Source organism: Luteimonas sp. TWI662 (genome assembly GCF_039673825.1).
GTDB lineage: Bacteria > Pseudomonadota > Gammaproteobacteria > Xanthomonadales > Xanthomonadaceae > Luteimonas.
Window position 1 is genome coordinate 328,914 of the sequence record NZ_JBDJMI010000001.1, and the last position, 25,981, is coordinate 354,894.

The 25,981-nt window shown below is 69.7% G+C and carries 32 protein-coding genes; 19 read left to right on the forward strand and 13 right to left on the reverse strand.

Annotated features, from left to right (window positions below):
* Nucleotides 1-35 precede the first annotated feature (35 nt).
* From ispE to ABE488_RS01660, 3 genes are read right to left on the reverse strand one after another with little or no spacing between them, the layout of a single operon-like run.
* Complete coding sequence (gene ispE, locus ABE488_RS01650) at nucleotides 36-911, reverse strand: 4-(cytidine 5'-diphospho)-2-C-methyl-D-erythritol kinase (RefSeq protein ID WP_346446833.1); 876 nt, start codon at nucleotides 909-911, stop codon at nucleotides 36-38.
* A complete protein-coding gene (lolB, locus tag ABE488_RS01655; protein ID WP_346445213.1) occupies nucleotides 908-1,585 on the reverse strand; it encodes a lipoprotein insertase outer membrane protein LolB in 678 nt (225 codons plus the stop codon). The genes ispE and lolB overlap by 4 nt, the downstream gene beginning before the upstream one ends.
* On the reverse strand, nucleotides 1,582-3,276 hold the full coding sequence (locus ABE488_RS01660; RefSeq protein WP_346446834.1) for a tetratricopeptide repeat protein: 1,695 nt from the start codon (nucleotides 3,274-3,276) through the stop codon (nucleotides 1,582-1,584). Before ABE488_RS01660 ends, lolB begins: the two co-directional genes overlap by 4 nt.
* A 93-nt stretch (nucleotides 3,277-3,369) precedes the next feature.
* On the opposite strand from ABE488_RS01660, the gene hemA reads away from it, so the two are divergent.
* Together hemA and prfA are read left to right on the forward strand one after the other, a co-directional pair.
* Complete coding sequence (gene hemA, locus ABE488_RS01665) at nucleotides 3,370-4,668, forward strand: glutamyl-tRNA reductase (protein ID WP_346446836.1); 1,299 nt, start codon at nucleotides 3,370-3,372, stop codon at nucleotides 4,666-4,668.
* Nucleotides 4,646-5,728 carry a peptide chain release factor 1 gene (prfA, locus tag ABE488_RS01670; RefSeq protein WP_346445210.1) on the forward strand — a complete coding sequence of 361 codons (1,083 nt, stop codon included), beginning with the start codon at nucleotides 4,646-4,648 and terminating at the stop codon, nucleotides 5,726-5,728. The genes hemA and prfA overlap by 23 nt, the downstream gene beginning before the upstream one ends.
* A gap of 127 nt (nucleotides 5,729-5,855) precedes the next feature.
* Here the strand turns inward: prfA and ABE488_RS01675 are convergent, their stop codons facing one another.
* Nucleotides 5,856-6,077, reverse strand: coding sequence for a hypothetical protein (locus tag ABE488_RS01675; protein WP_346446837.1), 222 nt, complete (start codon nucleotides 6,075-6,077; stop codon nucleotides 5,856-5,858).
* A gap of 247 nt (nucleotides 6,078-6,324) precedes the next feature.
* On the opposite strand from ABE488_RS01675, the gene moaB reads away from it, so the two are divergent.
* A complete protein-coding gene (gene moaB / locus ABE488_RS01680) occupies nucleotides 6,325-6,843 on the forward strand; it encodes a molybdenum cofactor biosynthesis protein B (RefSeq protein WP_346445209.1) in 519 nt (172 codons plus the stop codon).
* 25 nt (nucleotides 6,844-6,868) lie between these two features.
* Here moaB and hda read toward each other — a convergent pair whose 3' ends face one another.
* The 3 genes from hda to ABE488_RS01695 are packed head-to-tail and all read right to left on the reverse strand — an operon-like array spanning nucleotide 6,869 to nucleotide 9,859.
* On the reverse strand, nucleotides 6,869-7,573 hold the full coding sequence (gene hda / locus ABE488_RS01685; RefSeq protein ID WP_346445208.1) for a DnaA regulatory inactivator Hda: 705 nt from the start codon (nucleotides 7,571-7,573) through the stop codon (nucleotides 6,869-6,871).
* Nucleotides 7,570-8,757: an AI-2E family transporter gene (locus tag ABE488_RS01690; protein ID WP_346445207.1), complete on the reverse strand. Its 1,188-nt coding sequence runs from the start codon at nucleotides 8,755-8,757 to the stop codon at nucleotides 7,570-7,572. The genes hda and ABE488_RS01690 overlap by 4 nt, the downstream gene beginning before the upstream one ends.
* A gap of 16 nt (nucleotides 8,758-8,773) precedes the next feature.
* Nucleotides 8,774-9,859, reverse strand: a complete 1,086-nt coding sequence (locus ABE488_RS01695; protein ID WP_346446838.1) for a DUF2066 domain-containing protein — start codon at nucleotides 9,857-9,859, stop codon at nucleotides 8,774-8,776.
* 148 nt (nucleotides 9,860-10,007) lie between these two features.
* On the opposite strand from ABE488_RS01695, the gene purM reads away from it, so the two are divergent.
* Genes purM through ABE488_RS01725 form a run of 6 tightly spaced genes read left to right on the forward strand, consistent with a single transcriptional unit; the run spans nucleotide 10,008 to nucleotide 13,787 of the window.
* A complete protein-coding gene (gene purM / locus ABE488_RS01700) occupies nucleotides 10,008-11,051 on the forward strand; it encodes a phosphoribosylformylglycinamidine cyclo-ligase (protein WP_346445205.1) in 1,044 nt (347 codons plus the stop codon).
* A 9-nt stretch (nucleotides 11,052-11,060) separates the two neighbouring features.
* Nucleotides 11,061-11,504, forward strand: a complete 444-nt coding sequence (locus tag ABE488_RS01705; protein ID WP_346446839.1) for a hypothetical protein — start codon at nucleotides 11,061-11,063, stop codon at nucleotides 11,502-11,504.
* Nucleotides 11,501-12,160 (forward strand): phosphoribosylglycinamide formyltransferase, encoded by a 660-nt coding sequence (gene purN, locus ABE488_RS01710; protein ID WP_346446840.1) that lies wholly within the window; start codon nucleotides 11,501-11,503, stop codon nucleotides 12,158-12,160. The genes ABE488_RS01705 and purN overlap by 4 nt, the downstream gene beginning before the upstream one ends.
* A 7-nt stretch (nucleotides 12,161-12,167) precedes the next feature.
* The gene (locus ABE488_RS01715; protein WP_346446842.1) at nucleotides 12,168-12,884 is read left to right on the forward strand and encodes a DUF3108 domain-containing protein; all 717 of its coding nucleotides are present in this window, start codon (nucleotides 12,168-12,170) and stop codon (nucleotides 12,882-12,884) included.
* Complete coding sequence (locus ABE488_RS01720; RefSeq protein WP_346445201.1) at nucleotides 12,885-13,601, forward strand: DUF3108 domain-containing protein; 717 nt, start codon at nucleotides 12,885-12,887, stop codon at nucleotides 13,599-13,601. It abuts the gene before it with no gap.
* Nucleotides 13,602-13,616: 15 nt separating this feature from the next.
* Nucleotides 13,617-13,787 carry a hypothetical protein gene (locus ABE488_RS01725; protein WP_346446843.1) on the forward strand — a complete coding sequence of 57 codons (171 nt, stop codon included), beginning with the start codon at nucleotides 13,617-13,619 and terminating at the stop codon, nucleotides 13,785-13,787.
* Here the strand turns inward: ABE488_RS01725 and ABE488_RS01730 are convergent.
* From ABE488_RS01730 to ABE488_RS01755, 6 genes are all read right to left on the reverse strand, one after another.
* The gene (locus ABE488_RS01730) at nucleotides 13,784-14,167 is read right to left on the reverse strand and encodes a hypothetical protein (protein ID WP_346446844.1); all 384 of its coding nucleotides are present in this window, start codon (nucleotides 14,165-14,167) and stop codon (nucleotides 13,784-13,786) included. The genes ABE488_RS01725 and ABE488_RS01730 overlap by 4 nt on opposite strands.
* Nucleotides 14,148-14,822, reverse strand: coding sequence for a hypothetical protein (locus tag ABE488_RS01735; RefSeq protein WP_346446845.1), 675 nt, complete (start codon nucleotides 14,820-14,822; stop codon nucleotides 14,148-14,150). Before ABE488_RS01735 ends, ABE488_RS01730 begins: the two co-directional genes overlap by 20 nt.
* Nucleotides 14,822-15,802 (reverse strand): transglutaminase family protein, encoded by a 981-nt coding sequence (locus ABE488_RS01740; RefSeq protein WP_346446846.1) that lies wholly within the window; start codon nucleotides 15,800-15,802, stop codon nucleotides 14,822-14,824. Before ABE488_RS01740 ends, ABE488_RS01735 begins: the two co-directional genes overlap by 1 nt.
* A 317-nt stretch (nucleotides 15,803-16,119) precedes the next feature.
* Nucleotides 16,120-16,419: an EF-hand domain-containing protein gene (locus tag ABE488_RS01745; RefSeq protein ID WP_346446847.1), complete on the reverse strand. Its 300-nt coding sequence runs from the start codon at nucleotides 16,417-16,419 to the stop codon at nucleotides 16,120-16,122.
* A 2-nt stretch (nucleotides 16,420-16,421) separates the two neighbouring features.
* Nucleotides 16,422-17,681: a UDP-N-acetylglucosamine 1-carboxyvinyltransferase gene (gene murA, locus ABE488_RS01750; protein WP_346445199.1), complete on the reverse strand. Its 1,260-nt coding sequence runs from the start codon at nucleotides 17,679-17,681 to the stop codon at nucleotides 16,422-16,424.
* Entirely contained in the window at nucleotides 17,681-17,929 is a 249-nt protein-coding gene (locus ABE488_RS01755; protein ID WP_241945522.1) for a BolA/IbaG family iron-sulfur metabolism protein, read from the reverse strand. The genes murA and ABE488_RS01755 overlap by 1 nt, the downstream gene beginning before the upstream one ends.
* 235 nt (nucleotides 17,930-18,164) lie before the next feature.
* Here ABE488_RS01755 and ABE488_RS01760 point away from each other — a divergent pair, with 235 nt between their 5' ends.
* The 10 genes from ABE488_RS01760 (at nucleotide 18,165) to rapZ (ending at nucleotide 25,933) form a co-directional block, all read left to right on the forward strand.
* Complete coding sequence (locus tag ABE488_RS01760) at nucleotides 18,165-19,103, forward strand: KpsF/GutQ family sugar-phosphate isomerase (protein ID WP_346446988.1); 939 nt, start codon at nucleotides 18,165-18,167, stop codon at nucleotides 19,101-19,103.
* Between the two features lie 33 nt (nucleotides 19,104-19,136).
* Nucleotides 19,137-19,688 (forward strand): HAD hydrolase family protein, encoded by a 552-nt coding sequence (locus ABE488_RS01765; RefSeq protein WP_346446849.1) that lies wholly within the window; start codon nucleotides 19,137-19,139, stop codon nucleotides 19,686-19,688.
* Nucleotides 19,685-20,248, forward strand: coding sequence for an LPS export ABC transporter periplasmic protein LptC (lptC, locus tag ABE488_RS01770; RefSeq protein ID WP_346445197.1), 564 nt, complete (start codon nucleotides 19,685-19,687; stop codon nucleotides 20,246-20,248). Before ABE488_RS01765 ends, lptC begins: the two co-directional genes overlap by 4 nt.
* Nucleotides 20,226-20,792 carry a lipopolysaccharide transport periplasmic protein LptA gene (gene lptA, locus ABE488_RS01775; protein WP_346446850.1) on the forward strand — a complete coding sequence of 189 codons (567 nt, stop codon included), beginning with the start codon at nucleotides 20,226-20,228 and terminating at the stop codon, nucleotides 20,790-20,792. The genes lptC and lptA overlap by 23 nt, the downstream gene beginning before the upstream one ends.
* The gene (gene lptB / locus ABE488_RS01780; RefSeq protein ID WP_346445195.1) at nucleotides 20,792-21,511 is read left to right on the forward strand and encodes an LPS export ABC transporter ATP-binding protein; all 720 of its coding nucleotides are present in this window, start codon (nucleotides 20,792-20,794) and stop codon (nucleotides 21,509-21,511) included. Before lptA ends, lptB begins: the two co-directional genes overlap by 1 nt.
* Before the next feature lie 36 nt (nucleotides 21,512-21,547).
* Nucleotides 21,548-22,990 (forward strand): RNA polymerase factor sigma-54, encoded by a 1,443-nt coding sequence (locus tag ABE488_RS01785; RefSeq protein WP_346446852.1) that lies wholly within the window; start codon nucleotides 21,548-21,550, stop codon nucleotides 22,988-22,990.
* Nucleotides 22,991-23,125: 135 nt separating this feature from the next.
* A complete protein-coding gene (gene raiA, locus ABE488_RS01790) occupies nucleotides 23,126-23,452 on the forward strand; it encodes a ribosome-associated translation inhibitor RaiA (protein ID WP_183427396.1) in 327 nt (108 codons plus the stop codon).
* Between the two features lie 185 nt (nucleotides 23,453-23,637).
* Complete coding sequence (locus tag ABE488_RS01795) at nucleotides 23,638-24,111, forward strand: PTS sugar transporter subunit IIA (RefSeq protein ID WP_346445193.1); 474 nt, start codon at nucleotides 23,638-23,640, stop codon at nucleotides 24,109-24,111.
* The gene (hprK, locus tag ABE488_RS01800) at nucleotides 24,108-25,067 is read left to right on the forward strand and encodes an HPr(Ser) kinase/phosphatase (RefSeq protein ID WP_337244292.1); all 960 of its coding nucleotides are present in this window, start codon (nucleotides 24,108-24,110) and stop codon (nucleotides 25,065-25,067) included. The genes ABE488_RS01795 and hprK overlap by 4 nt, the downstream gene beginning before the upstream one ends.
* On the forward strand, nucleotides 25,064-25,933 hold the full coding sequence (rapZ, locus tag ABE488_RS01805) for an RNase adapter RapZ (RefSeq protein ID WP_346445192.1): 870 nt from the start codon (nucleotides 25,064-25,066) through the stop codon (nucleotides 25,931-25,933). Before hprK ends, rapZ begins: the two co-directional genes overlap by 4 nt.
* Nucleotides 25,934-25,981: the final 48 nt, after the last annotated feature.

Here is a 25,981-nt window from a genome sequence, read left to right on the forward strand (position 1 = left end):
TCGGGCAGGCACCAGGCCCTCCAGATCTCCAATCCCTAACTCCGGATCTCCATTTCCAGTGCGTCGAGCAGCGGCGAGCGGGCGGCACCGGCGACGACGCGGGTCTGAACCCGCGATGCGACCTGCGCCTGGGCGGCCTCGGCGGATTCGCGGGTCGCGAATTCGACGAAGCAGCCGCTGCCCGTCCCGGTCAGGCGCGGCGTGCCGATCGTTGCGAGCGCAGCAAACACCGCCTCGACGGCAGGTTCGCGGCGCCGCAGGACCGGCTCGAACGCGTTGCCGAGCGATGCACCTGAAACGAAGTCGACCATTGTCGCGGGCTGGGCATTTCGCGTCAATTCAGGGGCCTGGAACAGACCCGCGGTGTTCACGTGCACGCCGGGGTCGGCGAGCAGATACCAGGCTGGCTCGAGCGCCACCGGCGTCAACGTCTCACCCACCCCCTCGGCCCAGGCATTGCGCCCGCGGACGAAGACCGGCACGTCGGCCCCCAGCGCCAGCCCCAGCGCGGCCAGCCGATCCTCGCCCACGCCGGTGTCCCACAGCCGGTCGAGCGCACGCAGCACAGTCGCTGCATCGGACGATCCGCCGCCCAGCCCTGCACCCGTGGGGATTTGCTTTTCGACGGCGATATCGACGCCTTGCGTGCAATTGGCCGCACGTTGTAGCGATCGCGCCGCGCGCACAACGAGATCATCGTCCTCCGACAGACCCGGGACCGAGGCACCGATCCGGCGGACCTGGCCATCGTCTCGCAGCCGCAGGCGCACCGTGTCGCCCCAGTCGAGCATCCGGAACACCGTCTGCAAGGCGTGGTAGCCGTCTGCGCGCCGGGCGGTGATCCGCAGGAACAGATTGAGCTTGGCCGGAGCCGGCCAACTGGACCAGCCGGCCTCGTCCCGCGGGGTCATGGCGTCACGGGCGCTGCCGGCGCGACGTCGGGAAGCGTCCAGGCATCGACCACCAGCCGCACCCGCGCAGTGCCGCGCGCGGCATTCACGCGGGTCGGCAGCGCCAGCGCCCCGGCAGTCTCGGGTTGCCATTCCAGGTAGTCGATCGTCCAGCCGTCCTGGTGCAGCCGTGCCAGCCGCCCCGCGGCGTCGTAGTCGACCTGGGCCTCGCCCGACAGTGCGGCGTCAGCGCGCGCGCCGGCCGCCCAGGCGGCCATTGCCGCCACCGGGATCTCGAAGCCGGTGGTCTCCCACAGCAGTTGCCCGACATCGGCACGTTCGTGCGGGCCGCCGTCCAGGCCGTCGATCCGCGCGCCTTCCGGCCCGCCCTGCAGTTGCCAGCTCTGGCGCGTGACCGGCGCACTGAGCACGACGCGATAGCGCGCGCCCTGCTGCTGCCACTCGATGCGGCCACTGCCGCCATCGCGACCGTTGGACATCGCGACGCGCCCGGCGAAGCCGAACTCGGACAGGGCGCGCACTGCCGCCTCACGCGCGGCGAGCCGGGCATCGGCCGCCGCCCGCGCGTCGGCGTCGAGCCGCACGACCTCGGCGGGCGGCCGGACCGGAACGCTGGTGCAGGCCGACAGCGCGACCATCGCCGCGAGCATCGCCATCCCACGCCAGCGCCTCATGCGCCGGTGACTTCCAGCGCACGCAGCAGCGACCGGTTCTCCGGGTCGATGGCGCGCGCCTCCTCGAAGTACTTGCGGGCCTCATCGCGGCGCCCCTTCGCCCACAACACCTGGGCGATATGCGCAGCGACTTCCGCGTCCTTCATCATCGAATAGGCCCGGCGCAGCTCCACCAGCGCCTCGGCATTGCGCCCCAGCCGGTGCAGCACCCAGCCGTAGCTGTCGACGATCGCGGCGTTGTCGGGCTCGGCCACGCGCGCGCGGTCGATCAGTTCCAGCGCCTCGGTGTAACGGGTGGTGCGGTCGGCCAGCGTGTAACCCAGCGCATTGAGCGCGGCCACGTTCTCCGGCTCGGCCACCAGCAACCGGCGCAGGTCGGCCTCGGCGCGCGGAATGTCGTCTCGGCGCTCCCACATCAGGGCGCGTGCGTAAAGCAGGGCCGGGTCGTCGGGCATCGCCGACAGCCCGCGGTTGTAGGCATCGAGCTCGGCCGGATCGTCGGCCGACTGGCGCAGCTCGGCTTCCAGCAGGTAGGCGCTGCGGCGGAACTCGTCATCGGCAGCGCCGTCGGCCTGCAGCGCGCGCAAGCGCGCCCAGGCTTCGTCCCGGCGCCCCAACTCGTGCAATACCCGGGCGCCGCGCAGCCTGGCCTGGAAGCGTTCTTCGCCGCCCGGCACCGCGTCGTACCACTCCAGCGCCTGATCGTACTGTTCGAGGTACTCGGCCATCTGCCCCAGCAGCAGGCGCTGCGCGGGATTGGGCGCCAGCGCCACGGCCTTGACCTCCTCGTACAGCGCCCCCAGCCGCGTCTTGTCCTGGGCGCGGGCGAGCAGCGAGGCCCGCAGCACATAGGTGCGCCCGTCCTGCGGCCCGTTGGCCAGCGTGGCTTCGGCGGCGTCGAGATCGCCCATCGCCTCGTACTCGCTTGCGATCGCCAGACGCAGGTCGGGCGCGGCCAGCGCCGCCTCGGCCATCGCCGCCAGCGCCGCGCGGGCCTCGTCGGTACGACCGGATTCGCGTAGTTGGCTGGCCCGCAGCAGTGCGACCCGCGGCTCGCCAGGGAAGCGCGCGACGATGTTGTCGAGAACACGTTCGGTCAAGTCGGGACGATCGAGGCGCTGGGCCAAACCGCCGAACGCCATCCATGCCTGCAACTCATCGGGAATCGCGCCGTCGGCGACGATCCGCTCAAGCAACCGCGCCGCCTGCTGCGGGTCGCGGCCGCCGCCCGACAACACCGTAAAGGCATGGCGCCAGCCGGTGGGATCACCACTGCGCAACAAGGCTTCGAGCTGGCGTCGCGCAGCGCGGTCGCGCCCATTACGCAGCGACAGCGTCGCCTCGGCAGCCCGCATCGGCAGCGACTGAGGCGCATGACGACGCCACAGATCCAGCGCCTGACCAGCGCGACGGTCATCGCCAGCGAGCAGCGCGATGCGGGTCGCCCGCTCGGCCAGCCCGGCATCGCCATCCGAGTGGCGGGCTGCGTCCAGATACCAATTGGCGGCCTCGTCCAGACGCCCGGCCTGGACCGCGAACTCACCGGCCAGCGTGGCGCCCAGCACGTCGCGCCTGAGCGGGTCGGCGGTCTCGGACGGGCGTTGCGCCTGTGCCACGCAGGCCAGGCCAAGCAACGGCACCAGCAGGGCCGCACGCAATCGGGCGACCGGAATGGAATCGAAAACGGGCATCTGGGGCAACCGGGCCGTAAAATGGGCGCTTCACCGGAAGCTTATCGCAAGCGCCTGAACGGGATGCGCCATCCCCGGAGAGCCCGCCAGCCCATGAGTCTGTACGCCCTCGGCATCAACCACCAGACCGCGCCGGTCGCCTTGCGCGAGCGTGTCGCGTTCTCCGGGGACGCGCTGCAGACGGCGCTGACCGAACTCAAATCGCTGCCCCTGGTGCGCGAGGTCGCGCTGCTGTCGACCTGCAACCGCACCGAGCTCTACGCGGTGGCCGACGACGACGGCAGCGCGCTGGCCCACTGGCTGGGCGCCCATCCCGACCAGGACGGCGGCACCGGCGGCGGTTCGCTCGACGCCTATCTCTACCGCCATCGCGACGACGATGCGGTGCGCCACCTGTTCCGGGTCGCGACCGGGCTGGACTCACTGGTGCTCGGCGAGCCGCAGATCCTCGGCCAAGTCAAGCAGGCCTGGGCCACCGCACGCAGCGCCGGCACGCTGGGCGGCGAGCTCGACCGCGTGTTCCAGCATGCGTTCGTGACCGCCAAGCGCGCGCGCAGCGAAACCCGGATCGGCAACAGCCCGGTGTCGGTCGCCTCGCTCGCCGTGCGGCTGGCGCAGGAATCGTTCTCGCGGCCGTCCGATTCGGCGGTGTTGCTGGTCGGCGCCGGCGAGACCATCGAACTGGCGGCACGGCATCTGGCGCAGGCCAAGGTCAAACGGCTGCTGGTCGCCAACCGGACCTATGCCCACGCCCAGGAACTGGCGGCACGGCACGGCGGCATCGCGCTGCCGCTCGACGAGATCGACCGCCACCTGTTTCTGGCCGATATCGTGTTCTCGGCCACCGCAAGCCGCGAGCCGGTGCTGACCCGGCCACAGGTCGCCGCCGCACTGGCCGCGCGCAAGCACCGCCCGATGCTGCTGATGGATCTCGCCGTGCCACGCGACATCGCACCCGATGTCGCCGATCTGCGCGACGTGTTCCTGTACACGGTTGACGACCTCGAACGCACGCTCGACGACAACCGGCGCAGCCGGCGCGAGGCCGCGAACGATGCCGAGGCGATCATCGACCTGCAGGTCAGCCGTTACGGCGAAACCCGTGCGGCGAGCGCGCGGCTGGCTCCGGTCAAGCGGCTGCGCGCGCACGGCGACGCGATCCGCAGCGATTCGCTGGCGCGCGCGCGCCAACAACTGGCAGCCGGGCAGCCCCCCGAGGCGGTGCTCGAGCTGCTTGCCCACACCCTGACCAACCGGCTGCTGCACCTGCCTACCGCCGCGCTGCGCGAAGCCGCGTTGCGCGGCGACGACGCACTGGCCGACAGCCTCGACCGGCTGCTGCCGCCTGCCCCCGCCCGGACCGATGCCGATGCTGCCGACCCTGCGCGCTAAGCTCGAGGCCCTGGCCGAGCGTCGCGACGAGGTCGAACGCCTGCTCTCCGATCCGGCCACGGTCGCCGACCAGGCCCGCTACCGTGCGCTGTCGCGCGAGTTCGCCCAGCTCGAACCGCTGTCGGTGGCGCTGGCGCAGGAACGGGCCGCCCATGCCGACCTTGCGGCTGCGCGCGCGATGCTCGACGACGCGGACCTGCGCGAACTCGCAGAAGAGGAGATCGCTGCGGCGACCGCGCGGCTCGAGGCGCTCGAGGCCGAACTGCTCGCGCTGCTGGTCCCTCGCGACGCCCGCGACGAGGGCGGCCTGTACCTGGAGATCCGCGCCGGCACCGGCGGCGACGAGGCCGCGATCTTCGCCGGCGATCTGTTCCGGATGTACCAGCGTTTCGCCGAGCGCAGCGGCTGGCGGGTCGAGGTCGAATCGGCCAGCCCCGGCGAGCACGGCGGCTTTCGCGAGATCGTTGCCAGCGTGGAGGGCGCCGGCGCCTACGCGCGGCTGAAGTTCGAGTCGGGCACCCACCGTGTGCAGCGCGTGCCCGAGACCGAATCGCAAGGGCGGATCCACACCTCGGCGGCAACCGTGGCGATCATTCCGATCGAGGACGAGGCCACCGATATCGTGCTCAACCCGGCCGACCTGAAGGTCGATACCTTCCGCTCCTCGGGCGCGGGTGGACAGCACGTCAACAAGACCGACTCGGCGATCCGCATCACCCACGTGCCCACCGGCACCGTGGTCGAGTCGCAGACCGAACGCAGCCAGCACGCCAACCGCGACAAGGCGATGAAGCGGCTGCGCGCGATGCTGGCCGAGGCCGAGGCCGAACGCCGCGCGGCCGCGACGGCGCAGATCCGCCGACTGCAGGTCGGCAGCGGAGACCGCAGCCAGCGCATCCGCACCTACAACTACCCGCAGGGCCGGATCACCGACCATCGGGTCGACGGCCTCACCCTCTACGACCTGCCCAACGTGCTCGAGGGCCAGCTCGAACCCCTCGTCGACCGCTTGTCGCAGGAACACCAGGCCGACGCGCTGGCGCAGCTGACCGCGCAGTGAGCCTGAGCGAGCCGCCTTAGCGTGCACATTTCGACGACCCGGAGTTGCGACTTGCGGCGCCAGCTACGTCCGCACGCCCGAGCGACGGGGCCCTGACCAAGTCAGAGCCCGAATGCCGCGCCGCGGATCAGCCAGGATTGGCGATGAAGCAATAGCCAGACTCATCGCATTCGTACAGGTAGGTCCACACACCCAGGCACTGGTACACCTTGTAACCGTATGGCCCCGTCTGCACGTATGCGTTCTCCTGCCCAGCTGTGCAGGGCGTGCCCTCGATCGCGCTGGCATTGCCCGAGGCGACCGCAGCGACCGCACACACGAGAGCCAATCGCAGACCCAGTCTCTTCATGATGCTCCTCCATGCAAACGAACCGGATGGCTCGCCAAGTCAACCATCGCGGATGCAACGCACATGCGCTGTCAGATTTCTCCTTCACTGCCCGTAGGAAAATACTGACGCCCGTGGCCTCGGCACCTGTGTCTTGCGCCCGCGAACTCGTGACAAGTGACCCCGCTCCCTCGTACCGCGATGCCACCTCCAGGCCCGAGCCGACAGACAAATGGGGCGATGCAAGCACCAGTGGTAATCTGACCGCATGAGCGCACTGAACGAACGTATTCCGTTGTCCATCTGTGTGTTGACGGTCTCCGACACCCGCACCGCCGCCAACGACACCTCGGGCGACTACCTCGCCGACGCGCTGCGCAGCGATGGTCATCGTGTCGCCGAGCGCGCGTTGCTGCCCGACGACCGCTACGCGATGCGCGCGCTGGTCTCGCGCTGGATCGCCGATCCCGATGTCGACGGCATCCTGGTCACCGGCGGCACCGGCTTCACCGGCCGTGATTCGACGCCCGAGGCGCTGCTGCCGCTGCTCGACAAGGAGATGCCGGGCTTCGGCGAACTGTTCCGCGCGGTGTCGTTCGAGGAGATCGGCACTTCTTCGCTGCAGTCGCGCGCGTTCGCCGGTCTGGCGAACGCGACCTTCATCTTCGCCCTGCCCGGTTCGACCTCGGCCTGCACGACGGCCTGGGAGCGGATCATCCGCCACCAACTCGATTCGACCACCCGCCCCTGCAACCTGGCGACGATCCGCCCGCGTCTGAAGGAATGACGGCGCGCAGGCGCCGCGACTGCCGCTACGAGGCCTCGGCCAGCACCTGACGCACGAACGGCACGGTGAGCCGGCGCTGCGAGGCCAGCGAGGCCCGGTCGAGCCGGTCGAGCAGCGCGGTCAGCGCAGGCAGGTCGCGATCGACACGCCGCAGCAACCAGTCGATCGTCGCCGCATCCACCTGCAGACCGCGGCGTTCCGCACGCAGGCGCAGCAACGCGTGCCGGCCGGCGTCGTCGAGCGGGGTCAACACCACGCGGACGCTCTGGCCGAGGCGAGAACGCAGGTCGGGCAAGGTCAGCGCCAGCGCCTCGGGCGGCTGGTCGGCGGTGTAGAACACGCTGCGACCAGCATCATGCAGGCGATTGTGCAGGTCGAACAGCGCAACCTCGTCGTCGCGGTCCCCGGCGATCGCCTCCAGGCCGTCGACCGCGACCAGATCATGGCCCTGCAACGCCTCGGCGGCGGCGCGCACGCGCCCGGCCAGGCTGCGCAGTGGCAGGTAGACGGCGCTGCGTCCCAGTTGTTCGGCCTGCGCGCACAGCGCGATCGCCAGATGGGTCTTCCCGGTCCCCGCCGGACCGGCGACGTACAGCGCGCGGCGAACGCCGGCGAGTGCGAAATCGCGCAGCTGCGGCAGCAGCGCCGGATCGTCTGCGACGAACGTGTCCAGCCGCTGGTCCGGCGGATAGCGCAGCGCCAGCGGCAGTTGCGGCGATGGCGCACTCATCGCGTCGGATCGACCGGCTCGTCGTCGCGGCCGTCGCGGCTGTCGGCGGGCAGCACGATCGTGCGGCCCGACAACGCGATCGTCGGCTTGTCGCCCGCGTACAGCTTGCTCTGGGTATAGCGTTCGTGCGCATAGCGCAACAGCACGTTGGCCACCGCTGCCATCGGCAACGCCAGCAGCATGCCCAGGAACCCGAACAACTGGCCACCGGCCAGCACCGCGAAGATCACTGCGGCCGGATGCAGGCCGATCCGGTCGCCGACCAGGCGCGGGGTCAGCACATAGCTCTCGACGAGCTGGCCGATCGTGAACACCACGCCGATCAGGATCAGCAGCGTCCAGTCGAAGCCCTGGACCTGGACGATCGCGGCGATCAACGCCATCGCGATGCCGACGGTCGCGCCCAGGTACGGAATGAAACTGATCAGGCCTGCAATCATGCCGATCAGCAGGCCCAGGCGCAGGCCCACCAGCGACATGCCGACCGCGTAGATCGCCCCCTGCCCCAGCATCACCAGGAACTGGCCGCGCAGGAAGCCGCCGAGCGAGTCGCTGGTCTCGCGCGCCAGCCGGTTGGCGGTGCCGATGTGGTCGCGCGGCACCAGCGACGCGCAGCGCTCGACCAGCAGGTCCCAGTCGCGCATGAAGTAGAACGTCAGGATCGGCACCAGCACCAGGTTGATGACCACCGCCAACAGCGCGAAGCCCGAGCGCGACAGGTAGCCCAGCACCGCTGCGGCCACGCCACCGGCCTGCTGCCAGTGCTCGCGGATCAACTCGATCAGCCGATCGGTGTCGAGCCAGGCGACCACTTCGTAGCCGGTGCGCTGTTCGATCCACGGCAGCGCGGTGCCGATGATCCAGTCGCGATACGCCGGCAGGCTGTCGACCAGGGTCACGATCTGCCGCTCGATCATCGGCACCAGGATGATCAGCACCAGCGCCAACAACAGCGTCATCAGCGCGAAGACCAGCGAGACGGACAGCGTGCGCGAGTGGCCGCGGCGTTCGAGGCGGTCGACCAGCGGGTCGCCGAGCCAGCCCAGTAATGCGGCCAGCACGAACGGGGTGAGCACCGGGCCCAGTTGCCCGATCACCCAGGCGACCACAACCAGCGCCAGCCCCCACTGCAGGCGCCGGAGGAAACGCGCGATGTCGGCGGTCGCGGGATCGTGCTCGGTCATGGCGATCCTGGCGCGGTCAGCGCAGGTGGAAGGTGGGGGTCACGCCCTCGGGGGTGCCGTCGGCCTCGACCAGCACATTCTCGTCGGCCATGCGGCGAAACCCGCTCAGACCGGTCAGCAGGTCCAGCTGGACCTCCAGCCCGCGCGGGGTCGCGCGCACCGGGCGGATCGCACGGACCACCGACATGCGCTGCAACTGCGCCGACAAGCGGATGAAATCGGCGCTGCTATTGATGCCGGTGAACAGGATCGCCTCGGTCGAGGGCGCGCCCGCCGGGCTGGCCTTGGCATAGCGGCGGGTCAGCGCGTCGGCGGCGCCATCGGCGCCAGTGGGCAGGATCCGCCGGGCGTCGTCGCCGGTTTCGCTCCAGCGCGCCAGCACGCGGCCGCCATCAACGAAGATCCAGTCGGCCTTCCAGCCGCTGCCGTCGCGGTAGAGCTTGCCGACCAGTTGCATCGGCGGGTTGTAGCGCGCCGAGATGCGGGCGATCGCGGCAGTGTCGCCGCGCCAGATCGCGCCGACGGCGGCCTGCTCGGCGGCGCTGCCGCCGGGCAGGCCCAACCTGTAGCCGCGTTCGATCGCGCGCTGGAGCACGGGCCGGGCGACGTTGTTCTGCTGCAGCCCGACCAGCCGCGGCCCGGAGCCGTCGTCGATCGCCAGCCACAGCACCGGCTTGGGCCGCGGGTCGGGCCACACCGGCAGGCCGAGCGCAGCGGCCACGCCGTCGACGTCCTCGGGGCGGAAGCGCACCACCAGGGTCGTGGTGAAGGTCGGCGAGCCGCGCGAGGACACGCCCTCGTCCTGGCGGTAGTCGTAGCCCTCCACGTACTGTTCTGCACGCCGCAGTTCCTGCGATACGCCCGGCCGCTGGGCGACGCCGCGGTCGCCCGACAGCTTGCCCAGCACCTGGGCCAGCGCGCGCGAAAAGCCCGCGGTGCGCTCGTTCTCGTTCTGGCTGCGCACCGGGATCTCGGCCGAGTACAGGCCGGTCCCTTCGGCGCGGTCGCCTTCCACGCGCTGTGCAGCCGCCTGGCCGGCGGCCAGCAGCAAGGCGGCCAGCAGCCACGCCATCATTCCCAACGAGCGCTTCGGGCGGTGCATCCGGTTGATCCTGGGTCGGGGGGACATCGACGCGGGATGGTGCCACAAACCGTGCGAGCGGTCCGTCGCGATCCATTCCCGCGCCAGCCGCGGCGAGCGGGCCGCGGCTGCTAGAATCCCCGGTCCTTTCCGCTTCGCGACGGCCGCCGTGACCGCCCCCACTCCCCTGACCTACCGCGATGCCGGCGTCGACATCGACGCGGGCAATGCACTCGTCGAACGCATCAAGCCGCTGGTCAAGCGCAGCTTCCGACCCGAGGTCATGGGTGGCCTGGGCGGATTCGGTGCGCTGTTCGACCTGTCGGGCAAGTACCGCGAGCCGGTGCTGGTCTCGGGCACCGACGGCGTGGGCACCAAGCTCAAGCTCGCCCAGCAGCTGGGCCGCCACGACACCATCGGCATCGACCTGGTCGCGATGTGCGTCAACGACGTGCTGGTGCAGGGCGCCGAACCGCTGTTCTTTCTCGACTACTTTGCCACCGGCAAGCTCGACATCGACACCACCGCCGCGGTCATCGGCGGCATTGCTCGCGGCTGCGAGCTGTCGGGCTGCGCGCTGATCGGCGGCGAGACCGCCGAGATGCCGGACATGTACGGCATTGGCGAATACGACCTGGCCGGCTTCACGGTCGGCGCGGTCGAGAAGTCGGAGCTGCGCGACGGCGGCAAGGTCCAGGCCGGCGATGTGCTGGTCGGCATCGCGTCCAGCGGCCCGCATTCGAACGGCTATTCGCTGATCCGCCGTATCTATGAGCGTGCGGGCAGCCCGGCCGATGTCGAGGTTGGCGGGGTGAAACTGGTCGATGCGCTGATGGCGCCGACCACGCTGTACGTCAAGCCGGTGCTCGCGTTGCTGCGCGGGCCGCTCGGGCCGCAGTTGCACGCGATGGCGCACGTCACCGGCGGCGGCCTGACCGAGAACATCATCCGGGTGATTCCCGACGGCCTCGGCCTGACGATCGACGCCGCGTCCTGGCCGCTGCCGCCGGTGTTCGACTGGCTGCAGCGCGAAGGCGCGGTGGCCGACCACGAAATGTGGCGCACCTTCAACTGCGGCATCGGCTTCGTGCTGGTGGTGCCGGCCGACAGCGTCGGGGCGTTCGGCACCGCGCTCGACGGGCTGGGCCTGGCGCATTGGGCGATCGGCGAGGTCGTCGCGCACGGCGACGGCGAGCGCGTGCGCATCGGCTGAGCCGGCCGCATGCGCGCCGACCTCGACCACGCACCTTACGCGCCGCCCCGGGCGCCGGTGACGGTGCCGGCGCAGATCGACGGGCAACTGCGCACGCTGTCGGTGCTGCACCACGTCCTGGGGGCGCTGTCGCTGGCCGGGAGCCTGCCGTTGGTGGTGCTGCTGGTCTTCGGAATCGCCAATGAAGCGGCAGACGATTTCGCCGACCCCGCCGGGATCGGCATGATCGCGGTGGTCGGGGCCCTGGTTGTGGCCGCGCTGGCCGGTGGCGCGCTGTGCATCCGCGCCGGGCTCGACCTCGCCCGCCGCCGTCGCCACGGCCTGTGCGTGGCGGTCGCCGCGCTCGTGTGCTTGAACATCCCGCTCGGCACCGCACTCGGGGTCTATGCGCTGCTCGTGCTCTCGCGCCCCGACGTGCGCGCCGCGTTCGCTGCCACGGGAACTGCACGATGACGCTGCGCATCGCGGTGCTCGCCTCGGGCCGGGGCAGCAATCTGCAAGCGATCCTCGACGCGGTCGCCGCCGGCACGCTCGACGCGACGGTCGCCGGCGTGTGGTCGGACCGCAGCGATGCCGGCGCACTGGATCGCGCACGCGCCGCGGGCGTGCCCGCGCAGGCCATACGCCCCCGCGATCACGCCGACCGCCGCGCCCACGACGCCGCGCTGTTCTCGGCGATCGACGTCGCCGCGCCCGACCTGATCGTCTGCGCCGGCTACATGCGCCTGATCGGCGCGGCGGCCGTCGCGGGGCGCGCGGGCGGGATGATCAACATCCACCCCTCGCTGCTGCCGGCCTTCAAGGGCCTGCACACGCATCGCCAGGCACTGGCGGCCGGGGTCGACGAACACGGGGCCAGCGTGCATTTCGTGACCGCCGACCTCGACGGGGGGCCGGTGATTGCGCAGGCGCGCGTCCCGGTACACCCCGGCGACGACGAGGCCACGCTCGCCCAGCGGGTGCTGGCGCGCGAGCACCCGCTGTTGCTGGAAACGCTGCGTTGGATCGCCGCCGGGCGGGTCCGGCTGAACGCGGCCGGCGCGGTGCAGATCGACGGCCGGGATGCGGCGGCGCCGCTTCAGCTGGCAGCCAACCAGCGCTTCTCATGATGGTGGGATGCGCCCTCTCCTTGCCCTCGTTGCCGGCCTGCTGATCGCCTGGATGCCCGCCGGGCACGCGGCGCCGCTGCAGCCGTTCGTCGCGACCTACGAGGCCTGGTACCAGGGCCGCCAGGCGGGCGCTGCGACCATGCGCCTGCAGCCCGACGGACCGAATTGGCGGATCGACTTAAGCATCCGCGGCAACCGCGGGTTCGCCGGCATCCTCGGGCTGAACGTCGAACAGGGCACCCGCTTCGACCTCGTCGGCGAGACCTTCCGCCCGCTGACCCAGCACACGCTGCGCAAGGCGGCGGTGCTGTTCAACCGTCGCACCGAAGGCGTCTACGACTGGACACGCGGTGTGGCGACCTGGACCGGTGACATCAGCAAGCGCCGCCGTGCCCCGGTGCCGCTGCAGCCCGGCGACATGAGCGCGCTGCTGATCAACCTGGCGCTCATCCGCGATGCCGCTCCCGGCGCTGCGCTGCAGTACCGTTTCGTTGACGGCGGCCGCGCACGCGACTATGCCTACCTCACCGCGCCCGAGCCGGAGATCGTCCAGGTCGCCGACGTCAGTTACTCGGCGTTGCGGGTTTCACGGACCAACGGCGGCAATGACGAGATGATCGTCTGGATCGCCGATGGCGTTCCCACCCCCATCCGCATCCTGCAACGCGAAGACGGCGAGGACGCGATCGACCTGCGTCTCGTTGAATACCAAGGAGCCCCCTGAATGCCTCAGACGACCCGCCGCCCCCGCCTGCTCGCCGCCTGCGGCGCCGCCCTGCTGTCGCTCGCCGCGCTGCCGGCGCTGGCGCTCGAGCCCTTCACCGCGACCTACCAGACGACCTTCATGGGTTTGCGCGCGCAGGCCGATATGAAGCTCGCCCGCGAAGGCAGCGACCGCTGGAAGTACAGCCTCAATGTCGCAGGTGCCGGCGCCCGGCTCGAGCAGAGCACGGTGTTCGAGGCCAATGGCGAGCAATGGCGGCCGATCAGCAGCACCGATTCCCAGCGTGGCGAGTCGGGCCTGGCGGCGATGCTGGTCAAGCGCCGCGCCGTCAACGCGACCTACGACTGGAACGCCGGCGAGGCGCGCTGGCGCGGCGACGTCAAGGACGACCAGGGCGGTCCGGTGAAGCTGCAGCCCGGCGACCTGGACGGCATGCTGATGAACCTGGTGCTGGTGCGCGACGTGCAGGCCGGCCGTTCACCGCTGCGCTATCGCTTAGTCGAGGACGGCCGCAGCAAGCGTCAGGTGTTCGAGCGCCAGGGGACCGAGGCGGTCACCGTCGGCGGCCGGACGCTGCAAGCGACCAAGGTGGTGCGCACCGACGGGCGACGCGAGATCGTGGCCTGGATCGTCGACGACCTGCCGGTCCCGGCCCGGCTGCTGCAGCGCCGCGACGGCAGCGACCATATCGACATGCGCCTGCAGTCGGTGAACTGAGCGCCGCTGGCCAACTTGACCTTCGCCGAGGGCACCGAACAGGAGCGAATGGAGCAGTTGCGCTGCCGCGCAACTGCTCTTGAGCACGTCATCATCCTGCGTACCCGCGAGGCCTACGCCAAGATGATTGCGAACAAGAGGGCACCGGATGTCGCACTGCCGCCTGTGCAGGGTGGATTGATCTAAAGTTCGATCGGAACGGCACCCAGGGGGCTGCCGACGAACAGGTATTTCCCATCCTGCTGCTGCAGGAACATGGCATAGGCTTTGCCGGCTACGCAGCAGTCGTTGCGATGCTCGGCGATGGTGTTGTTGACCACCACCTCGATGCGATCGCCCATTTTGGCATCGCCTTTCAGCACGCCTGCCACGCGCACCTTGACGCGATAGAACTTGTCGAACTCCCTTCCTGTGAACGGCTGGGGCTCGGCACTATCGGCCACCACGACCAGCTCCGCACCCTGCACCCGTTCCTCAAGCGACGGATTGGGGCGCTCGACTGCGCAAGCGCCGCCTGAAAGGGTCAGCAGCAGTGCGGCCAGCAAGTTATTCGATGTGGCGTTCATCCCGCATCCTTAAGTCCATATCGGGGATCTCGATACGGACCTTGTTTTCGTTGCTCACGGCGTTGCCCGTATCAGAGCCCACTGCGCCAGGGATGGCATGGCCCACCATTTCATGCATCAAGATGGTGGCAGGCGTCTGCGTCAATGGCGCGCCTGTGGAAGTCTGCATGTCGCCGGTGAAGTTTTGACCAGTGATCACCACATTCTGATCCGAAAGCCCGTTTCCTAGCGCCTGGGTCAAGCCGCCACGCACATCCATCGTCTGTCCGGTGAAGGCGTCGGTGTAGGTGTTGGCAATATTGACATTGATCGTATTGGGACTTGCGATCGCCTGGTTGAGCCGGTCGGAGTAATACTGCGAGAAGCGCGAAGTGTCGCCAGTGCTTTGGACCTGCTGCAACTGCCCACCACTGTTGAACTTGTAGACGCCTAGGGCCATCGAATTGACCATGCGCTCGATGCGCACGCGATCGCCAGGATTGACCGCCCGGATTTCCCTGCCGTCGGGATCGGTGAACCGGTAAGGGTTGTTGGCTGCATAGGCGTAGCGGTTGAAGTTCTTCCCTGTGTTGGGGTTGGCCTTCACCGGATCATTCGATGCATGGGCAATCGAAGCCACCAGGACCACTGCAGTCAATGTCAGGATTGCGCGCATCACGATCCGTCCTTTGCTTTCATGTTGTTGAAGTGCTGCAAGTAGCGCTGCCGGTCTTCCGGACCCCACTGGCGCCAGCCTAGGGCTTCGGCCTTCTCATACCATTCGAAGTTCTGCTTGCTGTAGTCAATGTAGGTGGCGCGCAGGTCCTGGGGGATCTGCTCGGCCTGGGGATACTCGGACTTGAACTGTTGTTCGATCAGCAGATAGTAGGCATCCCCACGGAACGTCATGGCATTCACGTCCCTGGGGTTGGCTTGAAGGATCAGGTCAGTGGCAGCCAGCATTCGCTCAGCCCATTTGTTCTGGCGGTAGTAGGGAAGAAGGGATGCAGTGGCAAACAAGGCCACGCTTTCGCGCTGGGTGAAGGGGCGCAAGAACGTATCGTTCCTGGTCGCCTCGAGCGGGATGCGCAATGCCTGTTCGTAGCCGCTATCGGCATGGAACAGGGCACTGGTGGCTTCGAAGTTGGTCCATGCCCCCTGCTCCTCGTCGCCATACTTGACGATCAGGTGGTAGGGCGCGGTGGTCATGGTCAGTGGCAAACCAAGGCGCTGCCCGATGACCAGGAAGGCGATGGGCATGATGACGCACTGGCCCTTTCGCGTCGCAAAGTAGGTCGACAGCAGCCCCTTCTTGACGTCCTGGCCGAAGGGGTCGGTGTAGTCGTAGCCGAAGGGGCGATTGTCGTTCCAGGGGCCCGGCTCGTAGAGCGTCGAAATCAACGCATCCATCTTCGCCTTGTTCGACGCAGACGCATTGGCCGGGAACCGGGCGCGAGCCTTGGCGGCCCATTCATCGACTTCGCGCAGGACGGCATCCGTATCGATGCTAGGATCCACCATGCGATCGATGGTGATCTTGGCGCGTGCCAGGTCGATGGAGCCTTCAGGCTGCTGCAGCAGCAAGCGTAGCGTCGTTTCCTGGGGTGCAGAGGCCCAACTGGTGGCAGCCCAGATAGCCAGGATCAGCAATTCCATTGCGCGATGGTAGATCCGTCTTCCCACGATCCCCCTCCTACCCTGCTGGCCACTCTAGCGACTCGCCAGGGCTGGCGCTATAGCCAAGCCCAACTACACTGGAAGTATCGATCCAGGGGAGATGCAGGTGTCGGATTCACTCTTTCGGGCCCTGAGCGCCTAACCCCCCAACGAAGCGGCCGCATTCCACGCCATCACTTCCGGGGCCAGGCTGGACCCCGTGAAGCTGGCCCAGCTGAGCGCGCAGCAGCAGGATGTCGTCGATGTCGGCGAGAACCCTTGTTCTCCCCCGGGCCTGGAGAACGACGGCATCGCGCTTACGGCGCGGCGGGCGTGGTCCGGCACTCGACGCGGATCGATTCGCCCGAGCCGCGCCGGCGGTAGTCGACGCAACTGCGGGCGCCGTCGGTCGTGTGCACCGCGACGATCGTGAAGAAGCCCTGCAGTACCTCGCTGCGGGTCAACTCACCGTCCTCGTTCCAATCCATGTCCTTGAACTCGATGCCGCTCAGGGCCGCCGCGCCGGTGTAGCGCATCCAGCCCAGCGCCAGCAACACCACGGCGAGCGTCGCGAACAGCGCCACCCGCCGGCTCGACATGCGACCGCGGAAGGCCATCGTCAGCGCACCCGCCGGATGTTCGCGCCGAGGCCGCCGAGCTTGCGCTCGATGTGCTCGTAGCCGCGGTCGAGGTGGTAGATGCGGTCGATCGTGGTGTCGCCCTCGGCGACCAGGCCGGCGAGAATCAGCGACGCCGAAGCGCGTAGATCGGTCGCCATCACCGGCGCACCGCTCAGGCGCTCGACCCCGGTGACCGAAGCCCGCGGCCCGTCGATGTCGATCTCCGCGCCCAGGCGCATCAGTTCATTGACGTGCATGAAGCGGTTTTCGAAGATCGTCTCGTCGATCGTGCCGCGGCCCTCGGCGATGCAGTTGAGCGCCATGAACTGGGCCTGCATGTCGGTCGGGAACCCGGGATGCGGCGCGGTGACGATGTCGACCGCGCGCGGGCGGCGGCCGTGCATGTCGAGCGTGATGCGATCGCCGTCGATGGTCACCTCGGCGCCGGCCTGGCGCAGCTTGTCGAGCACCGCGCCGAGCGTATCGGGACGCGCGGACGTGGCGGTCACCCGCCCACCGGTCATCGCCGCGGCGACCAGGAAGGTGCCGGTCTCGATGCGGTCGGCGACGACCGCGTGCTGCGCCCCGTGCAGCGTCTCCACGCCGCGGACCTCGATCCGCGAGGTGCCGGCGCCGCGGATGTCGGCGCCCATCGCGACCAGGCACTGCGCCAGATCGACGATCTCCGGTTCGCGCGCGGCGTTGTCGATCACCGTGTCGCCATCGGCCAGCGTGGCGGCCATCAGCACATTCTCGGTCGCGCCGACGCTGATCGTCTCGAACGCCACGTGCCCGCCGCGCAGGCGCTGCGCCCGGGCGCGGATGAAGCCGTGCTCGACGGTGATCGTCGCCCCCAGCGCCTCGAGCGCCTTGATGTGCAGATCCACCGGCCGGGCGCCGATCGCGCAGCCGCCGGGCAGCGCCACTTCGGCCGCGCCAAAGCGCGCGAGCAGCGGGCCCAGCACCAGGACCGAGGCGCGCATCGTGCGCACCAGTTCGTACGGCGCGACATGGCTGTGCACGCCGCGCGGATCGACGATCACCCGCGCGCCGTCGACGTCGTGCTCGACGCCGGCGCCGAGGCCGGCCAGCAGCTTGGCGGTGGTCAGCACGTCGTGCAGATGCGGGACATTGCCGATCTCGACCGGCGCGTCGGCCAGCAGCGTCGCGCACAGGATCGGCAGCACCGCGTTCTTGGCGCCGGAGATGCGGACCTCGCCCTGCAGCGTGGCGCCGCCGGAGACGATGATGCTGTCCATCAGCCCTGCCCCGTCTGCCGCGCGTGCTCGTCGGGGGTCAGCGTGCGCAGCGCGAGCGCATGGATCTCGCCGCCCATGCGCGTGCCGAGCGTGGCATACACCATGCGATGGCGAGCCAGCGGCAGCTTGCCGGCGAACGCGGGCGAGACGACCAGCGCTTCGAAATGGACGCCGTCGGCGCCCTCGACGTGCACATGGGCGTCGGGCATGCCCTGCTGGATGAGTGCGGTGATGGTGCGGGTATCCAAGTCTTCGATCCTGTGGGCGCCGCAGGACGGGGCCGGGCGCCGCCTCGCGTGAAGCGGGGATGAGCCGTCTTCGACGCCGCCGACGGTCGCGGGGCATTCACGCCGGGAAGCGCATAAAATGAATGGCTTAGCCTAACGGAAAAGACCCTTGCCGGATACGTTCGACGACGCGGCCCAGGCCGTCTCCGCCCGCCCCGCCACGCCCACGGCGGCGTTCGCCGACAGCGGTCGCCAAGTGTTCGAGGTCGAGGTCCAGGGCCTGCACGCGGTGGCCGCCCGCCTCGACGGCGCCTTCGCCGCAGCCTGCGCGCGCATCCTCGAGTGCCGCGGGCGGGTGGTGTGCACCGGCATGGGCAAGTCCGGCCATGTCGCCCGCAAGATCGCCGCGACCCTGGCCTCGACCGGCACCCCGGCGTTCTACGTGCATCCGGGCGAGGCCGGGCACGGGGACCTGGGCATGATCACCGACGCCGACGTGGTGTTGGCGCTGTCGTACTCGGGCGAATCGGACGAGATCCTGATGCTGCTGCCGGTGCTCAAGCGCCAGGGCAACGGGCTGATCGCGATGACCGGCCGCCCGACATCGACGCTGGCCACGGCCGCCGACATCCATCTCGACATCAGCGTGCCGGCCGAGGCCTGCCCACTGGCGCTGGCGCCGACCAGCAGCACGACCGCCTCGCTGGTCATGGGCGATGCGCTGGCGGTGGCGCTGCTGGACGCGCGCGGCTTCACCGCCGACGACTTCGCCCGCTCCCACCCGGCCGGCGCGCTCGGCCGGCGCCTGCTGCTGCACATCCGCGACGTCATGCACGGCGGCGACGAGGTGCCCGCCGTGCGCGCGGACGCCTCGCTGGCCGATGCGCTGATGGAGATGAGCCGCAAGCGGCTGGGCATGACCGTCGTCGTGGACGAGGCCCAGCGGCTGATCGGCCTGTACACCGACGGCGACCTGCGGCGCACGCTCACCGACCCGGGCATCGATGTGCGCGATGCCCGTATCGCCGACGTCATGACCCGCGACCCGATCGCGATCGACGCCGATGCGCTGGCGGTGGAAGCCGCGCGGCTGATGGAGACGCGCAAGATCACGATGCTGCCGGTGCTCGACGCCGGGCGCCGGGTCGTGGGCGCGCTCAATATTCAGGACCTGTTGCGCGCCCGCGTGGTGTAACCCCACTCTCCATTCATGGACAAAACGATACCGATGCCCGCCTCCCTGTTCGACCACGTGCCGCCCGATGTGCTCGCGCGCGCGGCGCGCGTGCGCCTGGCGTGCTTCGACGTCGACGGCACGCTGACCGACGGCAGGCTCGGCTTCGACAGTGAGGGACGGGAGATCAAGACCTTCCACGTCCACGACGGCCAGGGCCTGGTGCTGCTGCGCAAGGCCGGCATCACGGTGGCAATGGTCACTGCGCGCCCCGGCGGCATCGTCGAGCGCCGCGCCGCCGACCTGGGCGTGCAGGCGCACGTGCATGTCGCCGACAAGCGGGCCCGGGTCATTGCGCTGTGCGCCGAGCTCGGCCTGGGCGACGACCAGGTCGCGTTCATGGGCGACGACCTGGCCGACGTCGGCGCGATGCGCGAAGCGGGCCTGGCGGTGGCACCCGCCGACGCGAACGCCTGCGCCGTCTCGGCGGCGCACTGGTGCACGCGTGCGCCCGGCGGACGCGGTGCGGGCCGCGAGCTGTGCGACCTGATCCTGCATGCGCAGGGTCGCCTGGCGACGATCCACGCCGACGGACGGGTCTCGTGAACTGGCGCCTGGGACTCACCCTGTTGCTGCTCACCGGCGCGCTGATATCGGGCTGGTCGGCCTGGCGCCAGAAGGACCGGTTGACCATCGACGGCCCCGCGGACACCCGCACCGACTATCTGCTGCGCGATTTCGACCTCGTCGCGCTCGACAGCGACGGCCGCGAAGCGTTCGCGGTGCAGGCGCCGCAACTGCAGCAGACTCCGGGCGCGCGCACGCTGGAACTGGTCACTCCGGTGTTCAACATTCCTGCCGAGTCCGGCGGCCACTGGCAGGTGCGCTCCAAGACCGGCTGGGTGTCCGACGACAACGAACTGGTGCGTCTGCGCGGCGAGGTCACCGCGACCAGCCCCGACGGCGCGCCGCGCCCCACGACGATGCGCACCGAGGCGCTCGATGTGTTCCCGCAACGCAACCAGGCGGCCTCCGACGCGCTCGTGGACGTGGTCCAGCCCGGCTCTACAATGCAAGGCACGGGCATGCGCGCCGATCTTACGTCGGGGCGGATCGAACTCCTTTCCCAGGTCAAATTCCGCAATGAACCCAATTCCCGCCGCTAGCCTGCTCCTCGTCCTGGCACTCGTGCCCGGCACCGTCCTGGCCAAGGCGGCCGACCGCAACCAGACGCTGTCGGTCGACGCCGGCGGCAGCGACTGCTCGGTCAGCAACGAGCAGCTGCCCTGCCTGTTCACCAACGGCGTGACGATCAGCCAGGGCACGCTCGAGATCCAGGCCAGCCGCGCCGATGTGCGCCGCCGTGGGGGCGAGTTCCAGCGCGTGATCCTGACCGGCGGCCCGGTCAAGATGAAGCAGCAGATGGACGATGGCGGCTGGGTCGACGCCACCGCCGCCCAGGCCGACTACAACATGCCCAACGACACGGTCGTGCTGACCGGCAATGCGGTCGTCAACCAGCCCGGCCGCGGCCGCATGGAAGGTGAGCGCATCGTCTACAACATGTCCACCGGTCAGGTGCAGGGGGGCGGCGACGGCCAGGGCCGCGTGCGCATGCAGTTCGAGCCACGCAACCGCCAGCCGGCGCAGCCGTCCGCCACGCCCGCCGCACAGCCTGCGCCCCGGTCGACGCCGGAAGGCGGCCGCTGATGCTCGTCGCCGAGGGGTTGCGCAAGCGCTACAAGCAGCGCGAGGTCGTCAAGGAGTTCGGGCTGACGCTCGAAGCGGGCGAGGTCGTCGGCCTGCTCGGCCCCAACGGCGCCGGCAAGACCACGTGTTTCTACATGATCGTCGGCCTGGTGCCGGCCGATGCCGGCCGCATCGTGCTCGACGGCCACGACATCACCGCCGAGCCGATGTACACCCGGGCCAAGCGCGGCGTCGGCTACCTGCCGCAGGAACCCTCGGTGTTCCGCAAGCTCAGCGTGGCCGACAACATCATGCTGGTGCTCGAACTGCGCGAAGACCTCGACAAGCCGGGCCGCGACAAGGCGCTGGCCGATCTGATGGACGAATTGCAGATCAGCCACGTCGCCGACCAGACCGGCGCCAGCCTGTCGGGCGGCGAGCGCCGCCGGGTGGAGATCGCACGCGCGCTCGCTGCCAATCCGCGGATGATCCTGCTCGACGAGCCGTTCGCCGGCGTCGATCCGATCTCCGTCGGCGAGATCCAGCGTATCGTCACCCATCTCAAGGAACGCGGTATCGGCGTGCTGATCACCGACCACAACGTCCGCGAGACCTTGGGAATCTGCGACCGCGCGTATATCCTCAGCGATGGCGGCGTGCTCGCGCAGGGAGCGCCCGAGGCGCTGTTGGCCGATCCGGACGTGCGCCGCGTTTACCTTGGAGATTCCTTCCGTCTGTAACGTGCTCGCGTATCCGGCCATGGAGATCCGGGGACGATGAAGCCACGGTTGCAGACATCGCAGGGGCAGCACCTGGTTCTGACGCCGCAGTTGCGTCAGGCGCTGCATCTGCTGCAGCTCTCGGCGGTGGAACTGGAGACCGAGATCGCGGCGGCGGTGGAGAGCAACCCGTTGCTCGACTGGGATGACGCGCCGACCCCGGACAGCTCTGCTGCCGGCGAGCACGGCGGCGCGGCCGCCAGCGACGACACGCCCGACACGCAGAATTCGACGCACGACGAGACTGCAGCGTCCGACTGGGACAGCGACGATGGCTGGCGGGCGTCCGGCGGACAGCGGGGCGACGCTGACAGCGACAGCGATGGCGATCCCGCCGATCGCATCGTCCAGTCCGAAGACCTGCGCGACCACCTGTCCTGGCAGTGGCACCTGAGCCCGGTCTCGCCGCGGGACCGCAACATCGGCATCGCCCTGATCGATGCGATCGACGACGACGGCTACCTGCGCGAAACGCTCGCGGGCATTGCCGAGGCGCTGCTGCCCGAGACCCGCGCCACCGAGGCGGAGATCGCTGCGGTGCTGTGCCGGATCCAGCGCTTCGATCCGCCCGGCGTTGGCGCGCGCGACCTGGGCGAGTGCTTGCGGCTGCAGCTCGAGGCGCTGCCCGCCGACACGCCCGGACGCACCCTCGCGCTGCAGGCGGCGACCACGCATATCGAGCGACTGCCCAGACTCGGCCCGCAGGGCCTGGCCGACGCGCTGGGCCACACGCTCGAGCAGGCACAGACCGCCTTGCAGCTGCTGCGCAGCCTCGACCCGCGGCCCGGCGCGCGGATCGGCGGCGTGCCGCACGACAACTACGTCACCCCCGACTGCGTGATCAGCCGCCACAGCGGCGTCTGGCGCGTGACGCTGGCTGGCCGTCAGCATTCGCGGCTGACGATCCACCGCGGCTACGAGCGCATGATCGAGCACGCCTGCAGGAGCGACGCGGGCTATCTGCGCGGGCGCCTGCAGGAGGCGCGCTGGTTGCTGCGCAATCTCCAGGCGCGTGGCGACACCCTGCTCAAGGTCGTGCGCTGTCTGGTGCGCCAGCAGTCGGGGTTCCTGGAGTTCGGCGAACGCGCGTTGCGGCCGCTGACCTTGCGCGAGGTCGCCGATGAGATCGGCCTGCACGAGTCGACCGTCTCGCGCGCAGTCGCGCGCAAATACGTGCACACCCCGCGCGGCACCCTGCCGCTGAAGGCGTTCTTTGCATCGGGCATCGGCACCGAAGGCGGCGGCGAAGCCTCGAGCACCGCGATCCAGCAGATGATCCGTGGCCTGATCGACGCCGAAGACCCGCGCAAGCCGCTGTCGGATGCGCGTCTGGCCGACTCGCTCAAGGCCGCCGGGGTGCCGGTCGCACGCCGCACCGTGGCCAAGTATCGCGAGGCGATGCAGATCGCCTCGTCCCACGAGCGTGTTCGCATCGCCTGAACTTCCCGCCCCGCACGATGGTCTCTAAGGGTGCGACCGGTGGCCGCTTGTCAGCCACGCCGGCCGCGCTACTCTGAACCCGGACCGCCGCGACATGCGCCGACGGTCCGTTTCCTACCTTGAAGGAGGTTGCCGATGCACGTCGAGACCCATGGCCATCAGATCGAAGTGACGCCCGCGCTGCGCGAGTACGTGGAGACCAAGCTGCAGAAGCTCTCCCGGCATTTCGACGGCCCGCTCGAGGTCCGCGTCCAGCTCAGCCTGGAAAAGCCCGATCACAAGGCCGAGGCGACGCTGACGATCGCCGGCAAGACCCAGCACGTCGATGCCAGCGCGGTCGACATGTACGCCGCGATCGACCTGCTGACCGACAAGCTCGACCGGATCGTCGTCAAGCATCGCAAGAAGATCGTCGACCACCATCGCGGCGAGAATCCCGCACGCGACGGCACGTTCGGCTGATCGCAACCCTGGCCGGCCGCTGCGATGCGGCCGGCCAGCACCGCGGACCCTCGACGCCGCCCCGTACCGCCCGCTCCCAGGCCGCAAGCGACCTGCCCGCCGCGGCGCGGACCGCGCGCGGCGGCGGCCCGGCGTCGAATCGGGCTAGACTGCTGGCCCCACGCCCGTCCTCGAGCCCGCTCGGCATGCCTCTTTCCGATCTGCTCTCGGCCGACCGCATCGTGATGCTGGTTGCGCCCGGTTCCCGCGACGCTGTGCTCGATTCGGCTGCGCGTCTGCTGTCCGGCAATTCGCCGACCATGACTCCGCTGCTCGGCCGCGCGCTGCGTGAACGCGAGCAGTTGGGCAGCACTGGCATCGGACGCGGCGTCGCCATTCCTCATGCACGCAGCGGCGCATTCCACGAGCCGCGCGCGGCGTTCCTGCGGCTGTCGTCGCCGGTCGACTTCGGCGCCGCGGACGGTGAGTCGGTCGACTTGGTGTTCGCGATGTGCGTGCCCGAGCATCTGGTCGAGCAGCACCTGCAGTTTCTCTCGGGCCTGGTCGAGCGCTTCTCCGATGGCACCTTCCGCGACGCGCTGCGCGGTGCCCGCGACCGCCATGCGCTGCAGGCGCTGCTGCTCGACGACGTCGGGCAATCCACCGCAGCCGACGCATGAACGCGACCATCGAAGCGCAGGAGCTGTTCGCCCAGTTGCACGATCGGCTGGGGCTGCGCTGGCTGGCCGGCCAGCATGGCGCGCAGCGCTCGCTCGAGGCGGTGGAGACGATCGCCCGCCGCCCGTCGCTCGCCGGCTACCTCAACATCATCTATCCCAACAAGGTGCAGATCCTGGGCACCGAGGAACTGGCCTGGCTCGACGGGCTGGATTCGCGGCTGCGCTGGGAGACCATCGAGCGCATCGTCCAGTACCGGCCGCTGGCGCTGGTCATCAGCAAGGACCAGCCCTGTCCCGAAGACCTGCGCGAGGCGGCCGAAGAATCGCAGACGCCGCTGTGGAGCTCGCCCAACCGTGGGCACGAATTGCTGAACCTGCTGCAGTACCACCTGGCGCGCGTGCTCGCGCCCAGAATCACGCTGCACGGCGTCTTCATGGAGATCTACTCGATCGGCGTGCTGATCACCGGCGAATCGGGCTCGGGCAAGAGCGAACTGGCGCTCGAGCTGATCACCCGCGGACACCGCCTGGTCGCCGACGACGCGCCCGAGTTCACCCAGATCGCACCCGACGTGCTCGACGGCACCTGCCCCGAGCTGCTGCAGGACCTGCTGGAACTGCGCGGCCTGGGCGTGCTCAACATCCGCGAGATGTTCGGCGACACCGCGGTCAAGCGGAACAAGTATCTGCGGCTGATCGTGCATCTGAGCCGGCCCAATGCCGATCCCCTGGCCGGCGACGGCGACGGCATGGTGCGCTTGACTGGCGATCTGGGCATCCGCCGCGTGCTCGACCTGGACGTGCCCCTGATCACGCTGCCGGTCATGCCGGGCCGTAACCTGGCGGTGCTCGCCGAAGCCGCGACCCGCACGCATGTACTGCGCACCAAGGGCCTGGACCCGGCAGCGGCGTTCCTGGCCCGGCATTCGCAGTTTCTCGAGCGAGGCGCGCCATGACCGACGCCCCGCTGCTGTATGTGGTCAGCGGCCTGTCGGGGGCCGGCAAGTCGGTCGCGCTGCGCACGCTCGAGGACCTGGACTTCTACTGCGTCGACAACCTGCCGGCCGGCATGCTGGCCGAGTTCGTCGGCAACGTGACCCGCGCCGACGAGCCGCCGCGTCGGCTCGCGGTCGGCATCGACGTGCGCAACCGGCACACCGACCTGTCGCGGATCCCGACCTGGCTGGCCGAGGTCGGCCGCATGGGCCTGGACCCGCGCCTGGTGTTCTTCGAGACCGGCGACGAGATCCTGCTGCGCCGCTATGCCGACACCCGCCGCCGCCATCCGCTCAGCCGCGTCGGCGTGTCGCTGGCCGACGCGATCGCGCTCGAGCGCACCTTGCTGCGCCCGCTGCGCGCGCTGGCCGATACGGTGATCGACACCAGCGACCTCAATGTCCACCAGTTGCGCCGGCGCGTGGTCACCGAGCTGCAACTCGCCGACGACGACGCGCTGTCGTTGCTGTTCGAATCCTTCGCCTACCGGCGCGGCGTGCCGCCCGATGCCGATTTCGTGTTCGACGCGCGCGCGCTGCCCAACCCGCATTGGGATCCGCGCCTGCGGCCGCTGTCGGGACGCGATGTGGATGTGCGGACCTGGTTCGAGGCCCATGCCGAGGTCGGCGAGTTCGCGACCCAGGTCACGCAGTTCCTCGACACCTGGCTGCCGCGCATGCGCAGTGCCACGCGCAGCTATGTCACCGTCGCGTTCGGGTGCAGCGGCGGCCGGCACCGTTCGGTCTACCTGGCCGAGGCGCTCGCGCGCCATGCCCGCGAGACCGGTTGGCCGGACGTGGCGACCTGGCACCGCGAGCTCGACTGAGCGCTGTCGCCCGACCCAGCGCATGCGGCGCAAGCGGCCGCGCGGCGG

Coding starts and splice junctions, on each gene's coding strand:
- ispE (WP_346446833.1), bottom strand. CDS start 911: ATGACCCCGCGGGACGAGGCCGGCTGGTCCAGTTGGCCGGCTCCGGCC.
- lolB (WP_346445213.1), bottom strand. CDS start 1,585: ATGAGGCGCTGGCGTGGGATGGCGATGCTCGCGGCGATGGTCGCGCTG.
- ABE488_RS01660 (WP_346446834.1), bottom strand. CDS start 3,276: ATGCCCGTTTTCGATTCCATTCCGGTCGCCCGATTGCGTGCGGCCCTG.
- hemA (WP_346446836.1), top strand. CDS start 3,370: ATGAGTCTGTACGCCCTCGGCATCAACCACCAGACCGCGCCGGTCGCC.
- prfA (WP_346445210.1), top strand. CDS start 4,646: ATGCTGCCGACCCTGCGCGCTAAGCTCGAGGCCCTGGCCGAGCGTCGC.
- ABE488_RS01675 (WP_346446837.1), bottom strand. CDS start 6,077: ATGAAGAGACTGGGTCTGCGATTGGCTCTCGTGTGTGCGGTCGCTGCG.
- moaB (WP_346445209.1), top strand. CDS start 6,325: ATGAGCGCACTGAACGAACGTATTCCGTTGTCCATCTGTGTGTTGACG.
- hda (WP_346445208.1), bottom strand. CDS start 7,573: ATGAGTGCGCCATCGCCGCAACTGCCGCTGGCGCTGCGCTATCCGCCG.
- ABE488_RS01690 (WP_346445207.1), bottom strand. CDS start 8,757: ATGACCGAGCACGATCCCGCGACCGCCGACATCGCGCGTTTCCTCCGG.
- ABE488_RS01695 (WP_346446838.1), bottom strand. CDS start 9,859: ATGCACCGCCCGAAGCGCTCGTTGGGAATGATGGCGTGGCTGCTGGCC.
- ABE488_RS01705 (WP_346446839.1), top strand. CDS start 11,061: ATGCGCGCCGACCTCGACCACGCACCTTACGCGCCGCCCCGGGCGCCG.
- purN (WP_346446840.1), top strand. CDS start 11,501: ATGACGCTGCGCATCGCGGTGCTCGCCTCGGGCCGGGGCAGCAATCTG.
- ABE488_RS01715 (WP_346446842.1), top strand. CDS start 12,168: ATGCGCCCTCTCCTTGCCCTCGTTGCCGGCCTGCTGATCGCCTGGATG.
- ABE488_RS01720 (WP_346445201.1), top strand. CDS start 12,885: ATGCCTCAGACGACCCGCCGCCCCCGCCTGCTCGCCGCCTGCGGCGCC.
- ABE488_RS01730 (WP_346446844.1), bottom strand. CDS start 14,167: ATGAACGCCACATCGAATAACTTGCTGGCCGCACTGCTGCTGACCCTT.
- ABE488_RS01735 (WP_346446845.1), bottom strand. CDS start 14,822: ATGCGCGCAATCCTGACATTGACTGCAGTGGTCCTGGTGGCTTCGATT.
- ABE488_RS01740 (WP_346446846.1), bottom strand. CDS start 15,802: ATGGAATTGCTGATCCTGGCTATCTGGGCTGCCACCAGTTGGGCCTCT.
- ABE488_RS01745 (WP_346446847.1), bottom strand. CDS start 16,419: ATGGCCTTCCGCGGTCGCATGTCGAGCCGGCGGGTGGCGCTGTTCGCG.
- murA (WP_346445199.1), bottom strand. CDS start 17,681: ATGGACAGCATCATCGTCTCCGGCGGCGCCACGCTGCAGGGCGAGGTC.
- ABE488_RS01765 (WP_346446849.1), top strand. CDS start 19,137: ATGCCCGCCTCCCTGTTCGACCACGTGCCGCCCGATGTGCTCGCGCGC.
- lptA (WP_346446850.1), top strand. CDS start 20,226: ATGAACCCAATTCCCGCCGCTAGCCTGCTCCTCGTCCTGGCACTCGTG.
- lptB (WP_346445195.1), top strand. CDS start 20,792: ATGCTCGTCGCCGAGGGGTTGCGCAAGCGCTACAAGCAGCGCGAGGTC.
- ABE488_RS01785 (WP_346446852.1), top strand. CDS start 21,548: ATGAAGCCACGGTTGCAGACATCGCAGGGGCAGCACCTGGTTCTGACG.
- raiA (WP_183427396.1), top strand. CDS start 23,126: ATGCACGTCGAGACCCATGGCCATCAGATCGAAGTGACGCCCGCGCTG.
- ABE488_RS01795 (WP_346445193.1), top strand. CDS start 23,638: ATGCCTCTTTCCGATCTGCTCTCGGCCGACCGCATCGTGATGCTGGTT.
- hprK (WP_337244292.1), top strand. CDS start 24,108: ATGAACGCGACCATCGAAGCGCAGGAGCTGTTCGCCCAGTTGCACGAT.
- rapZ (WP_346445192.1), top strand. CDS start 25,064: ATGACCGACGCCCCGCTGCTGTATGTGGTCAGCGGCCTGTCGGGGGCC.